Origin of the sequence: Pontibacter sp. HSC-36F09 (assembly GCF_024171605.1) — a bacterium.
Taxonomy (GTDB): Bacteria; Bacteroidota; Bacteroidia; order Cytophagales; family Hymenobacteraceae; genus Pontibacter.
The window spans coordinates 1,217,549-1,229,782 of the sequence record NZ_JALKAA010000001.1; the positions used below are offsets into that span (position 1 = coordinate 1,217,549).

13 protein-coding genes are annotated in these 12,234 nt (G+C 52.1%); 4 read left to right on the top strand and 9 right to left on the bottom strand.

Annotation, left to right across the window (positions count from 1 at the left end):
• Positions 1-16: 16 nt before the first annotated feature.
• Positions 17-910 carry a DUF3667 domain-containing protein gene (locus L1278_RS05555; RefSeq protein WP_253401719.1) on the bottom strand — a complete coding sequence of 298 codons (894 nt, stop codon included), beginning with the start codon at positions 908-910 and terminating at the stop codon, positions 17-19.
• Between the two features lie 605 nt (positions 911-1,515).
• Between L1278_RS05555 and L1278_RS05560 the strand changes: the two genes are divergently transcribed.
• A complete protein-coding gene (locus L1278_RS05560; RefSeq protein WP_253401720.1) occupies positions 1,516-1,989 on the top strand; it encodes an Hsp20/alpha crystallin family protein in 474 nt (157 codons plus the stop codon).
• 48 nt (positions 1,990-2,037) lie between these two features.
• Here L1278_RS05560 and L1278_RS05565 read toward each other — a convergent pair whose 3' ends face one another.
• The 4 genes from L1278_RS05565 to L1278_RS05580 form a co-directional block, all read right to left on the bottom strand.
• A complete protein-coding gene (locus tag L1278_RS05565) occupies positions 2,038-4,209 on the bottom strand; it encodes an IPT/TIG domain-containing protein (RefSeq protein ID WP_253401722.1) in 2,172 nt (723 codons plus the stop codon).
• A gap of 188 nt (positions 4,210-4,397) precedes the next feature.
• The gene (locus tag L1278_RS05570; protein WP_253401724.1) at positions 4,398-5,477 is read right to left on the bottom strand and encodes a site-2 protease family protein; all 1,080 of its coding nucleotides are present in this window, start codon (positions 5,475-5,477) and stop codon (positions 4,398-4,400) included.
• 88 nt (positions 5,478-5,565) lie between these two features.
• The gene (locus tag L1278_RS05575) at positions 5,566-6,546 is read right to left on the bottom strand and encodes a TIGR03885 family FMN-dependent LLM class oxidoreductase (RefSeq protein WP_253401726.1); all 981 of its coding nucleotides are present in this window, start codon (positions 6,544-6,546) and stop codon (positions 5,566-5,568) included.
• 135 nt (positions 6,547-6,681) lie between these two features.
• Positions 6,682-7,593: an alpha/beta fold hydrolase gene (locus L1278_RS05580; protein WP_253401728.1), complete on the bottom strand. Its 912-nt coding sequence runs from the start codon at positions 7,591-7,593 to the stop codon at positions 6,682-6,684.
• A 135-nt stretch (positions 7,594-7,728) separates the two neighbouring features.
• Here L1278_RS05580 and arfB point away from each other — a divergent pair, with 135 nt between their 5' ends.
• Together arfB and L1278_RS05590 are read left to right on the top strand one after the other, a co-directional pair.
• Complete coding sequence (gene arfB, locus L1278_RS05585) at positions 7,729-8,145, top strand: alternative ribosome rescue aminoacyl-tRNA hydrolase ArfB (protein ID WP_253401730.1); 417 nt, start codon at positions 7,729-7,731, stop codon at positions 8,143-8,145.
• Positions 8,146-8,553: 408 nt separating this feature from the next.
• Positions 8,554-9,201, top strand: a complete 648-nt coding sequence (locus L1278_RS05590; RefSeq protein ID WP_253401732.1) for a hypothetical protein — start codon at positions 8,554-8,556, stop codon at positions 9,199-9,201.
• 176 nt (positions 9,202-9,377) lie between these two features.
• Here the strand turns inward: L1278_RS05590 and L1278_RS05595 are convergent, their stop codons facing one another.
• From L1278_RS05595 to L1278_RS05605, 3 genes are read right to left on the bottom strand one after another with little or no spacing between them, the layout of a single operon-like run.
• Positions 9,378-9,542 (bottom strand): hypothetical protein, encoded by a 165-nt coding sequence (locus tag L1278_RS05595; protein WP_253401734.1) that lies wholly within the window; start codon positions 9,540-9,542, stop codon positions 9,378-9,380.
• Positions 9,543-9,594: 52 nt separating this feature from the next.
• Positions 9,595-9,771 carry a hypothetical protein gene (locus L1278_RS05600; RefSeq protein ID WP_253401736.1) on the bottom strand — a complete coding sequence of 59 codons (177 nt, stop codon included), beginning with the start codon at positions 9,769-9,771 and terminating at the stop codon, positions 9,595-9,597.
• Between the two features lie 51 nt (positions 9,772-9,822).
• On the bottom strand, positions 9,823-9,999 hold the full coding sequence (locus tag L1278_RS05605) for a hypothetical protein (RefSeq protein ID WP_253401738.1): 177 nt from the start codon (positions 9,997-9,999) through the stop codon (positions 9,823-9,825).
• 345 nt (positions 10,000-10,344) lie between these two features.
• On the opposite strand from L1278_RS05605, the gene L1278_RS05610 reads away from it, so the two are divergent.
• Entirely contained in the window at positions 10,345-11,190 is an 846-nt protein-coding gene (locus L1278_RS05610; RefSeq protein ID WP_253401739.1) for a cyanophycinase, read from the top strand.
• Here L1278_RS05610 and L1278_RS05615 read toward each other — a convergent pair.
• Complete coding sequence (locus L1278_RS05615; protein ID WP_253401741.1) at positions 11,187-12,095, bottom strand: NAD(P)/FAD-dependent oxidoreductase; 909 nt, start codon at positions 12,093-12,095, stop codon at positions 11,187-11,189. The two genes, L1278_RS05610 and L1278_RS05615, sit on opposite strands and share 4 nt — an antisense overlap.
• Between the last annotated feature and the right edge of the window lie 139 nt (positions 12,096-12,234).

A 12,234-nucleotide genomic window follows, 5' to 3' on the forward strand; every position in this document is an offset into this window, starting at 1 on the left:
AGTAATAGGGTATAAATTAACTGAACAACACGCTAATGCCCAAGGTAGCCAGAAATAATATGATCAATGATACCATGTAAGTCAGGCCGATCGGAATCAACTTAACAGCCGTGCGTAGGTACGATTCCTTGTATACATAGCGCAGCGCAAAAAACAAATAGGCTATGCTAATTAGAAACACCCATCCATTGGTGTCAAAGCTGCTAAAAACTACCTCTACCAGTATGGCAAACATGATCAGCAGGAAAACAAAGGTATGGAAATGAACAGAGAACATCAGGTGCTCCACGTAATTGCGGCGCTGAGACCGGTAGAACAGGTATAGGATGAACCCGAAAAAGGGCATGAGCACAAACATCATGAAAGAGATATTCTTCAGTAGCTTCTGGCGTGACTGTTCTTCGTTTTTAAGGAAGTTTCTGAACTTATGATCTACCTCCTCATTGAGAATGACAGCTGAGGTGTCGCTGGTGGTCAGGCCAACCCGTGACCTGGCTAAGGAGTCAGCCTGCATTACCCGAGCGGCAGCATCTGGATTAGTGGTCTCCAGCTTTTCTATTGCACCCTCTCCATCATTCACCACAAGATTCTCTGAGGCAAACAAGGCAATCGTGGTAAAGAAAAAGATGCTCACAAATACATAAAGCCTGAAAGGAGGAACGTAAGAAGCCCGCTGGCCCAGGTTGAATTTTTCAGTCAGGTAACCGGGGCGGGTGATCAGGTACTTGAACGTGCGCCAGAACTTAGTGTCATAGTGTAAGGTGCTTTCAAAGGCCTCCTCTACCAGGTGCTTTACCGGCACGTTCAGATCATGGTTTTCCTGTCCACAGTTGGGGCAGTAGTTGTTCACCTCCTCAAAGGTATAGCCGCAGTTAGGGCATTGTACAAACTTTCGTCTTCTCTTCGCCATGGACATGTAAAGGGCAGTACGCTTAATTTGTCAAATATAGTATACTCACTATAATAAAACTACCATTGGCTCCTTATCAGGAATTCCTGGGTACCGCTATAATTCGTTGTTACAACAAAGTAAATATATTTTGGGATGTTACTTTTTGCGTTTTCAGAGATAAGTCAACTGCTCTTGTTGGCTTATAAGGTGTGTTTTTAGGTAAAAACCAACCAGGTACAGTGTTTAGTGCTAGTTACCTTTTGATATAAAGTCTCCTTTGCGTGCAGCCGATGTTTTACAACATTTGTACAGTTACTCGAGCCTATTCCGAGCGATGGAAAACAGACTGTCCCTTTCCAAGCAATGAAAACTACACGCGAGCTACTGACAAAACCCTGCGTCGGGTATAAGCTTACGCTCCTGGAGCATATGCCCTGACATCTGAAAACAAACCTTAATCCTGAAAAGCGACCAGAAACATTCATTTGTTCCTGGTCGCTTTTTTTATTTGTATTCAAGGTTAAACTATAAGAAAATCAAGGCGTAGAGATTAGTGGAGTTCTCCCATCCTGCAAAGGATGTTCATGCAGTATGTTTAACCAAAACCAAAAGGAGGTACCACTATGAAACCAATGAAGAAAGAACGTACAGGAGGTGAGAGCCTCGCTCCGAGGTCGTTCTTCACAGATTTTTTCAGCGACGTAGATCGCTTTTTTGAGAACGACCTGCTGCGAATGCCGGCACAGATCGGGCGGCAGATCATGCGGAACATGCCCGCTACCAATATCCGCGAAAACGAAAGAGAGTACACCATAGAGTTGGCGGCACCAGGTATGGCGAAAGATGATTTCGCGGTAGACATAGATGAGGGCATGCTGACGATCAGCAGTCAGAAAGAGCAGGATACCACAACAGAAGAAGATAACTATACCCGCCGGGAATATAATTACAGCTCATTCAGCCGCTCGTTCAAGCTGCCAGATGCTGTAAGGCCAGAAGAAATAAAGGCGCGCTACGAAGAGGGCGTGCTGAAAATAACGGTGCCAAAGCAAGAGCAGGCAAATAACAACAACCGTAAGCGCGTCAACATCGAATAAGATGCCAGGCGAAACAGAAAAGGGAGGCTTTCGGCCTCCCTTTTCTGTTTATTGCACTTTGACCACTTTCGTGACACCGCTGTTTGAGCCTTCGCTCCAGCGCAGCACATAAGTACCCGATGCCAGGTCAGCGACATTGATCTCGATAACGTCCGTTCCGTCGGTCACCGTGGCTGTCACGTCGCGCACAAGCCTGCCCTGCAAATCGTACAGCTGCATGCTCAGGTCAGATGAACTGCGCACCAAGTATTCGATGCGTATGGTTTCGCCAGGGGTGCCATCGGTATTGGTGGTGAGGCCGATCGGATTTGGGTATACCTTGAATACACGCAGGTCGCTTGGGTTAAGTACCTGCACCCGTGCCGAAAAAGCCTCCGTGTTATCTGTGTATACCACGCGCAGGCGGTAATAGCTGCGACGAGGCAGCGGATCGCTGTCTGTAAAGGTATAGTCGCGGGCCTGACCGGAGGCAGGAACTTCGCCTACATCTTCCCACTGCTGTCCATCCTGGCTGCGCTGTACCACAAAGCGTGCTATACCTTGCTCCGTGCTGGTCGTCCAGATCACATTCACGGCGCCGGCACTCGAAAAGGAAGCGTCAAAGGTGAAGACCTCAGAAGCCAGATTACAGTCGCCGTCCAGCTTTGGTGTCATAGGTGAGCGACCGCCGCATACCAGCGGTTCCAGGCTGCGGCTCAACACCAGGTTAGCCCCGGCTATATCAGGCGGTGTCAGGTCACGGATCTGCTTTTGGCGGCCAATATTGTAGTGCATCAGGGTATTGGGCAGAATAACATGGCCAAGCTGGTGCGCGTGCCCCAACTCGTGCAGGATAACGGTTTCAAAATCGAACTGATTGGTGGTTGGGCCTCCCGGACCATATTGCCAGGTGATGTTGCTGTTGATCTCCATGTCGAACTCGGTGAGCCAGAAGACCGTGTCGCGACGTGCTCCGTCGATAGATACGCAGCCTCTGTACTTGCTGATGGTGCGGGCCAGCACACTCTGGCCTGTCACGGAAGAGGGCGCAAAGCGGATAACGCTGCGGCCGTCGTCGGCTGAGCTCTCCGATGTGGTGGTGGCTCCAACCACCCAGTTTACGTTCGTGGTGCACACCCAATTGTTCACGGCGCGTCTGAAGCCCTCCTGCGCAGCGGCCCTGCTCTGCAGACTGGGAGCGAATTGTATGGTATAGCCGCCTTTCTGGTTGGCATCAATCAGGGCAGGCTGAAATGGTGTGTTGCCACCTTCGGCTACTACGTTGGAGTAAGCGAACTCAATGATGAGCGTCCCGGCACTCGTGCCTGAAGTCCCGTCATCGGCTGTTACCTTTACGCGTCCTGTTCCGGCTGTGCCACCCGTCTCGGTATAGGAAGGTACCATTACTTTGATCTGGTTATTGCTCCAAGACACGTAGTCAGAAGCGTAGGGGCGTACCAGGGTAGTGCCGCCATCGTCGGCGTTGGGGAACTCCACAAATCCTTTTCCGCGGGTGCTGCCAAAGCCTGTGCCGGTTATGGTGAGCACAGCACCTGTGCCGGCGCTGGTGCGTGTAGGGCTAATGCCGATGACGGTCGGAGCCTGCATAGCCTGGGTGCTCTCCTGCTTTAGTTGGGCCTTTATACCTGACTCCAGCCTCTCGTTAGCGATAACCATTGTGTATTGCTGCCCCATGCGCGCCGTCACAGTCTGGTATACCTCCTGCACCGATTTGTAGTGGTTAAACGGGTCGGCTGCTGTGCCCCGCTCCACATCGTAGCGTACGAATCCCTGGCGGCTGGCGTATGGTTTGGTGATGACAGAAGCGGCGCTGGCTGCTATACCTGCAGGCGCGCCCTTGGTCAGGAAAAACAGGCCCTGCTGCCCTTTTCTCAGCTGCAAGGCTGACGAAACCGTGTGCATCGCCAGTCCTACCGTGCCACCATCCGTGATCACCTCTACCTGACGTTCCTTCAACTCGCCTTTGAATACCTTGAAAAGACGGACGGTATGTGCTGTGTAAATAAGCTCCTTTCGGGCATCCCAAAGCGAGCGCTGGGTCACCACTTCGCCTTCAACAATTATATCAGCCGCTTTGATGCGCTCCTCAAGCGAAACGGGCACCATGTGCAGGTCTTCGGAGGCACGTGCTGCAAAGGAAATCACCGAAAGAAGGAGTGCCAACAACATGGCAGCGCTTCGCGACCCCAGGCGGTCAGGTGTTAGGAGTATGGTGGTCATAGACTGGTGCGGATTGTCAGTTTAGCTGTCGATAAAATTAGAATGTGGCATTGCAAAGCGGCCATAACGTACTATTACGGAAAAGGATGCGCCGTGGTATGCCCGGTTTACTGCCAAATATAATAAAATTGTGTGTCGGGTGAAGTAAGTCAGGTATAGCTTTCATCTGGGAGCAGCAGTTTTGAGCGCTAATGTGCCAGCGCTGACTTTATCAGGATGAACTCGTTGATGTTGTCGGAGTTGATCACGCCGGCCAATCGCCCGTTTTCGAGCACCGGGAATAGGGGCGCCTTGGTCTTCTGCAGTTCGGTATAGGCCTCGGCCAGTTTGTCCTGCACGTTAAAAGCCTTTACCTCCTGCGTCATGATATCCGACACCGGGCTTTCGGTCTTCTCCTCCTTCACAGCCTGAATCAGTTGCATGCGCGTGAGCGTGCCCATTACCTCTCCGTCCTGCTCTACTACAAAGTCGTGTTCCGATCCTTTAAGGAGTTTGCCGAGGGCATCACGAACCGTTTCGGAAGGTGCCAGTGTCACGAAGTTGGTCATCATGCCTTCGCGCACCAGGTGGCCACGCAAAAATTCGATGTGCTGCACCACGATGTTCTCAGACCAGGCGCCAAAAAACACGAAGATGCCGATCAGGATCAGGAAGGGGTTGTAGAAAAAGCCGATGAACATGAAGAAAATGGCCAGCATCTGGCCCAGGTTGGCCGCTATCTGGGTGGCCCGTACACGCCCCAATTTGAAAGCCAGGAGCGCCCGCAGCACACGCCCGCCATCCATCGGGAAGGCAGGTATAGCGTTGAAGACGACGAGCATCATGTTCACGAAAAACAACAGGTATAGGAAGTTGGCCGGCGTAATGCGGCTGAAAAACGACTCGTCCGGCAGCTCGCGCAGTGGAGGAAGAATGACCCAAAGCACGAAGGCGATCACCACATTCACAGCAGGGCCGGCTACGGCAATCATGAGCTCTTTTTTCGGGTTTTCAGGTATGCGCTCCAGGCTGGCCACGCCGCCTATCGGCAATAGCGTAATCATTTTGGTGTTCACGCCATAGCGTTTCGCCATAAGCGCATGGCCCAGTTCGTGCAGCACCACGCACAGGAAAATGGTCAGCACAAAGGCAACCGACAGGAGGGTGGTAGCCAGGTCGGAGCCGCGCTGCATTTCCGAAAACACGATCCAGCCGATCAGGATCAGGAATGTCCAGTGCATCAGAATCTTGATGCCCGCTATTCTGCCAAGGTTAAGGGACCATTTCATAGGGCGTCTCTACAAGTCGTGTTATACCTGTAACGTGCTTATAAAGTATAGGTTAGCAGCCTGAGGGGCTTTGTTTTAGCGCTATACCTCAGCCCAAAAGCTGGGGTACCACCTTGTCGCCAAACACCTCGATAAAGCGCTCCTGCTCCAGGTTCACGTTGTGAAGAATCAGCTGACTGAAGCCCAGATCGAGGTCCTGCTGCAGCCACTCCATGTGCTGGTTCGGGTCGGAAGAGATACGCACGTGCTCGCGCAGGTCTTCTTCGCGCACGAACATGGCAGCCTGTTCGAGTTGTTTAGCGGTGCGCAGATCGGAAAGTACGGCACTCGGGAAAATGTTGGAACGCCACTGTTCATGGGCTCCCTGTAGCGCCTTTTTCTTGTCCTTGTCATAAGACAGCTGCACTTTCAGGTACATGGGTTTGCCCTCGCCCCCGCCTTTATGGAAAGCATCCACCATTTTTTTGAGTTCTTTGGGTGGTTTCGAAACGGTGATTAGGCCATCAGCCCAGCTACCCACCCATTCAGCGGTTTCCTCGGTGATGGCCGCTCCTATGATCTTGGGCGCTACCTTGGCGCGGGTCCAGAGTTTGGCCTCTTCCACGGTCACCAGGCCATGGTGCGTCACGGTTTCGCCGTTCCAGAGTGCCCGGATGATGTCGACGCACTCTTTCAGGCGGTCGTTGCGGTCCTGTTTGACAGGCCAGTGCTCGCCGGTGATCTGTTCGTTGATGTACTGTCCGCTGCCCATGGCCACCCAGAAGCGCTCCGGAAACATCTCGGCCAGTGTGGCGGCAGCCTGCGCGATGATGGCCGGGTGATAGCGCTGCCCGGGTGCGTTAACGATGCCGAAAGGTAGCTTGGTGGCCTGCATAGCCGCCCCGAGCCAGGACCACGCAAAGCCGCTCTCGCCTTGGTCGAGGCTCCAGGGTGCGAAGTGGTCGGATGACATGGCGGCGTTAAAGCCCGCCTGCTCGGCCTGTTGCACAAACCGGAGGAGTTCGCTTGGTTTAAACTGTTCGTGCGAGGCGTGGTAGCCGATGCGGAGTGTGCTGTCTTGTTGCTTCATAGGTATAGCCGCTTGGTTTTAGGTAGTAAGGCATACGGCGACGCTTTGCACTTTGGTTTCGGAAGGAGCGGCAGGCACAAAAAAAGGAGCTGGCCTGCTCGAAGGTCAGCTCCTTTTCCTGGATAAGCAGCACGTTTACTTTACCTTCGCCAGGAAATTTTTTACATGCCGTTGAAAGAGCGTCGTCTGTTCCTGGTAAGGACAGTGGCCGGTGTCCATCGTGCGGTAGGTGGCGTTCCTGAACTTGAACAGTTTGTAGTGCTCAGGTCCTACCGACAGGTCGTTGTTGCCCGAGATAACGAGCACCGGCATTTTGAGCGAGGCACTTTTTATGGTGAAGTCCTGCGCATATTCCGGGAAGTCCCATACCTTGCTGCCAAAATCCCAGTTGATGGTGGTGTCCATGACGGCATTCATCTGGTCAAACATTTCCTTTTTGGGGTACATCATTTTGTACATCACACCCTGTTGGTTAAGTTGCGAGGCCACGCCGTTGAGCGCTTCGCCAATAGAGCCGCCCGTTTTGCGGAACTCCGACTCCGGCTTGCCCAGCAGACGCGCCCCGTTCTTGACGTAGCTCTCCAGGGCATCGTTCAGGTATAGCGTGGAGTTGACGAAGATGGCCGCGCTGACGTGCTTCGGGTGTTGGTAGGCATACTCGGTGGCTATGGTGCCGCCAAAAGAATGCGGCATGAGCATCCACTTGTCGTAACCCAGGTGCTGGCGCAGTTCCTCAAAGTCCTGCACCACGCGGGCCAGCGAGTAATCCTTGGTTTCGGAACTGGAAGAGCGACCGCAGCCACGCTGGTCCACGTAGATCATGGTCATGTCTTGCTCTACCACGTTGCCACCTAAGGCGTAGAAATATTTGGTCCAGGAGCCGGGGCCACCGTGGATGAAGAGGCAGGGCTTGCCCTCTCCGGCCATGCGCACGTACAGTTGCACACCATCGGAGGTGGTGAAGTAAAACGATTTGTTGACGGCCTGCGAGAGTTGCGGGAGCGCAAAAAGCATGAGCAACAGACAGGCAAAGCGTAACTTTTTCATAGAAAAGGTATAGGATTGACAAAAATTTCACAAAAGACGCATAAAAACCTGAAAAGACGCGTATTGGCCTGAAATTATTAGTGAACAGGTATAAACAAGCGGTTACAAGTTTGTTTCGGAAGGTATAGCGAAGATATGGCAGATATAAAAGAACGTGATTTTGAGCGGGAGCTGAGTTTTCAGGCTTCGCGTAGTGGCGGGGCCGGTGGGCAGAACGTGAACAAAGTGGCCAGCAAGGTCGAGCTGCGTTTCCATGTGGCTGATTCGCAACTGCTGACAGATGAAGAGAAAGTGCTGGTGCAGGAAAAGCTGGGGAACCGCATCAATGGCGAAGGCTACCTGCAAGTGGTTTGCCAAGCGGAACGCAGCCAGCTGCAGAACAAGGAGCAGTGCATCGAGCGCTTCTATGAGCTGCTTCGACAGGCGCTTACCCGCCAGAAAAAACGCAAAGCCACCAAGCCTACCCGCGCCTCGGTGCGCAAGCGCCTGGAAGGCAAACGCCGCCAATCCGACAAAAAAGCCAGCCGCGGGGGTTTCAAAAGCGATTACTAAGGTATAGCGCGCGCCGCCTTTGCCGATCTGCTGCAAGGGTTGACCGTGCTCGTTTCAAAAACGACTACACAGGTATAGCACAAGCCAGGAAGCGTGGGCTCTGCGTTTCAAAACGACTGCAAGGTATAGCACGAAGAGGATGTGAGCGTTAATAAGGTATAGCACAGCTGTGTCTCACACCCGCCGGTTTTTTCAGCCAATCTCTCGGGGCAGTTACTCAGGTATAGCGCCTTTCTTTCGGCACAGGTATACCAAGCCTCTCTCCCGTTACGTTCCGATAAGACTGTCCGCTATACCTTGTTGCATCATCTCTCGAAAAAGATAGCGCCAAGGTTGGGCGAGTTGGATCTTTTCTGCAGAATAGGTAAGATATTTGCAGCGGCAGGAGTCGGACTCCGAAGACAACACATGAAGAAGTTTATTTTTACGATACTATTGGTGGCGGGGGCGGCTACGGCCAGCCAGGCGCAGAAATACAGAACAGCGGCAGGTATACGCCTGGGCGGCGACCAGTTCGGAGCCACCCTGCAACAGCGGGTCGCGGAGAAAAGCACCCTCGAAGGTATAGCCCTGGTAGGTTCGCGGGAATACAGCGGTACGGTGCTCTACCAGCGCCACTGGCCCATGTTGGGCAAGCGCTTCAACTACTACCTGGGCGGCGGCGGACACATCGGCAACCTCAAAGACCAAGGCGTGTTCACAGGGCTGGATGCGATTGTGGGTATAGAGTATAAAGTTAACGGACTGCCCTTTTTGCTCTCCGCTGACGTGAAGCCGGCGTTGCACTTCAACCACGAGGACTGGGTGAACCTGGCCACAGGCATCTCGATCCGCTATGTGATTGTGCCGGAAAAGAAAGAGAAAAAGAAAATCTGGCCTTTTGGCAAGCAGCAGGAAGAAGAGGAAAAGTCGGGTTGGCCCTTTGGCAAAAAGAAAGAACCGGAGCCGCCTAAAAAGAAGGTATGGCCATTTGGCAAAAAGGAGGAACCTGCGCCAGAACCTGAGCCCGAAAAACGCATCGACCTGAACAAGATATTCAAGAAGCAGGAAAACTAGCAGCAATCGCCCGGCCCCATTCAGGCCGGGCGATTGTTGTTATAAGGGCAGTGCTTTTGTGGTCGCTCAGTTTAGAGGAGAGCGTGATATTGGTGGTAGATAGAACCTGGAGAAGTGTTGGGCCGAGGTATAGATCATGTTACAGCTAGCAGGTTGGCCCTTGGTAAGGCGGCTTGCTATAGCATGGCCATAGGCAGGGATACAGGGGTTTCGGTGCTATACAGCAAGGTAACGCGCTCCTGCTGCAGGCACTCAGCCAACAATACACGCTCGTCAATGGTTTTTTTCAAGGCAAAGCCAAAAGAGGCTACCAACGCTACTAAAAGAATGATGATTTTCATGGTTTTATTTGGTACTAATGGCAGGGTTAAAAAAACGGCAAAATTAGGTATGCTACTTCATCAGGGAGTCACGCGAGATGGTGATAACTACTTCAGGGAGAAGGTTGGGGTAGCGCTCCAGCTCTTTCAGCTCCTGGCGGTGCTGGATCTCTTCTATATCGCTGGCAGTTTTCTTGCCTGCAGTGCCCAGAGCTGCTGTAAGTCCGAACAAAAGGATTAGGATTTTCATAGTGATTTAGTTTTAGGATGATGTGTAAAAGGGTTGTACGTGATCAGGGTGTCAGGCCTTTGGTGCCACGATCAGCACTTCTGGCAACAGGTTAGGGTAGCTGCGGAGTTCTCTTTGCTCTTGCTGCAGTTTATGCTTGGCGGCGGCTACTGTAATGTCGTCTGCTGTTTTTTTGCAGGTGGCTCCGAAGCCAAGTACCAGGGCGAGTAATAAGATGATGATTTTCATAATTGAGAGAATTTAAAAGGTTTTGAGTTTCATGTTGTAAGTACTTAATAGATAGTGTTGTTAGGTAAAAGGTTGCTTGGCGCTTCTAAAATATTTTTTATTTATAATGGGCATATTGCATTTTATGTGCCAGTACTCAAAAAGCCTGTTAATCAATGAGTTACAAAATTCAACCGCTATTCCGTTTACAAAAATCGTCCAATAGCGTACAGGTGTTTGTTCGGAAATGAACAAGTATAAAAACGGATTTTAGCGCTGTTTTAAATCTTTTCGGATACTTAATTGTAAAGTATACAGCCGTTTGCTGTTTGGTAGGCGGAACTGTTCAGATAATTTGGAATACCCATGTATAAAGGAACCTTAATAGCACTCGGAGGAGGGTTTGATGATGATTTAATCAAGCTGATCAGGTCAGAGATATGTCCGGTGCATTCCAATATAGAAGTGATTGCAACGGCGGCTACCGAGCCGCAGGAAGCGGGTTTGGCTTACAAAGAGGCTTTCGAAGAGTTGGGCTGTAACAAAGTGCAGTTCATGCTGATAGATGAAAACCACGCGGCGGACCAGCCCGGGTACATCAGCCGTATTCAGCAAGCCGATGTGATTTTCTTTACAGGAGGCGATCAGGTTCGCCTGACTGAGTTTCTGAACGGTACGCAGCTGCTGGAGATCATGCGCCGCCGCTACCACCACGAGCCCATCATCATAGCGGGCACCAGCGCAGGGGCCGCCATCATGTCAGATCGCATGATTTACGACGGCTACGGCCACTACTCGCTCATCAAAGGCGAGATGAAAACGACCACCGGCTTCGGGTTTGTCAGCCACCTGTACATCGACACGCACTTTGTGGAGCGGGGCCGCTTCGGGCGACTGGCGCATGCCGTGGCGCACGACCCGGCGTACGTCGGTGTTGGCCTGAGCGAAGAAACCGGCATCATTATCAAAGAAGGAAATAAGATAGAAGTGTTCGGGACAGGAGTCGTGACGATCATCGATGCCAGTAAGATCCGGTTCACCAACACCCGGCAGGTGTCTGAAAACGAACCCATCGCCGTGGAGCACCTGATCATGCATATGCTGGTGGAGGGTTACCGTTACTGCCTGGAGGAGCACTTGTTTCAGCCGGTGGAGCAGCATCTGCCGGACTCTGCCCAGCAGTCCAGCGATGCCACTGCCAGCGTAGCCTAAGGCTTTTCTCTGTCTTCTTGCTGCAACTCCATGTTGATAGCTACTCCGGCCTTGGCGCCTTCTGCTGCCGCCACAATCACGAGCTGCATGTCGCGGGCTGCATCACCAGCCACATAGAGACCTGGTATGTTGGCCTGCTGCAGGCGCCGCGTCTTGATCACGCCCTTACCTGTAAACTCACAGCCCAGCTGCTCGCCGATATCTGACTGTTGCCTGGTTTCGCCTGAAAAGAAAAGCGCTTCCTGTGATCTTGATTCCCCGTTTCTCAGCACGATGCGCTGCAACATGCCATCCTCTCCCTCTACGCGGGCAATGGCATCAGTGCATACCTTTACTCCGTTTAGCTTCAGCAGCTCCATGTCTTTGATATTAAGCTTCCGGGTGCCGTCTGTATAGAGGGTCACGTTGTTACTCCAGTTTTTCATGGCCAGGGCCTGTCCTATACCTGAACGATCCTTCCCATACACGGCAATGGCTTTGTCGCGGCTCTCCCAACCGTCGCAGTAGGGGCAGTGGTGCACGCTTTGGCCGTAGAGTTCTTCTATACCTTCCACTTCCGGCAGTTTGTCCTTCAGGCCTGTGGCTAAAAGCAGCTTGCGGGAGTGGTATACGTGCCCTTCGCTGCATTCTACCACATAGGTGCCTTTGCTGTATGTGGCGTCAGTGACAGGGTGGTCTATGATCTGTATGCTGTATTTTTTAAGTTCTTCCCGGCCTTTCCGGATAAAATCGCCAGGGTTTACGCCGTCGCTCGACAGGAAGCCGTTCATGCTCCTGGACCAGCGGTTGCGGGGTTCGCCACTGTCAAATAAAAGTACCTTGCGCCGGGACCTGCCCAGTATCATGGCAGCGTTGAGCCCCGCAGGGCCACCACCGATGATAATCACGTCATATATTTCCTTCATTGGTTTAGTTTGTTGAGAGTATGTAAACGTAGATTGCCTGCGTGAGGTGGAAGGGCCAGGAAAAAAATGCCGGAATAGGCGTTTAAAGGCACACTATGGGAGATGAGCGGGTGTTTTTCGACTAATGTCAGATATTATT

Coding starts and splice junctions, on each gene's coding strand:
- L1278_RS05555 (WP_253401719.1), bottom strand. CDS start 910: ATGGCGAAGAGAAGACGAAAGTTTGTACAATGCCCTAACTGCGGCTAT.
- L1278_RS05560 (WP_253401720.1), top strand. CDS start 1,516: ATGAAACCAATGAAGAAAGAACGTACAGGAGGTGAGAGCCTCGCTCCG.
- L1278_RS05565 (WP_253401722.1), bottom strand. CDS start 4,209: ATGACCACCATACTCCTAACACCTGACCGCCTGGGGTCGCGAAGCGCT.
- L1278_RS05570 (WP_253401724.1), bottom strand. CDS start 5,477: ATGAAATGGTCCCTTAACCTTGGCAGAATAGCGGGCATCAAGATTCTG.
- L1278_RS05575 (WP_253401726.1), bottom strand. CDS start 6,546: ATGAAGCAACAAGACAGCACACTCCGCATCGGCTACCACGCCTCGCAC.
- L1278_RS05580 (WP_253401728.1), bottom strand. CDS start 7,593: ATGAAAAAGTTACGCTTTGCCTGTCTGTTGCTCATGCTTTTTGCGCTC.
- arfB (WP_253401730.1), top strand. CDS start 7,729: ATGGCAGATATAAAAGAACGTGATTTTGAGCGGGAGCTGAGTTTTCAG.
- L1278_RS05590 (WP_253401732.1), top strand. CDS start 8,554: ATGAAGAAGTTTATTTTTACGATACTATTGGTGGCGGGGGCGGCTACG.
- L1278_RS05595 (WP_253401734.1), bottom strand. CDS start 9,542: ATGAAAATCATCATTCTTTTAGTAGCGTTGGTAGCCTCTTTTGGCTTT.
- L1278_RS05600 (WP_253401736.1), bottom strand. CDS start 9,771: ATGAAAATCCTAATCCTTTTGTTCGGACTTACAGCAGCTCTGGGCACT.
- L1278_RS05605 (WP_253401738.1), bottom strand. CDS start 9,999: ATGAAAATCATCATCTTATTACTCGCCCTGGTACTTGGCTTCGGAGCC.
- L1278_RS05610 (WP_253401739.1), top strand. CDS start 10,345: ATGTATAAAGGAACCTTAATAGCACTCGGAGGAGGGTTTGATGATGAT.
- L1278_RS05615 (WP_253401741.1), bottom strand. CDS start 12,095: ATGAAGGAAATATATGACGTGATTATCATCGGTGGTGGCCCTGCGGGG.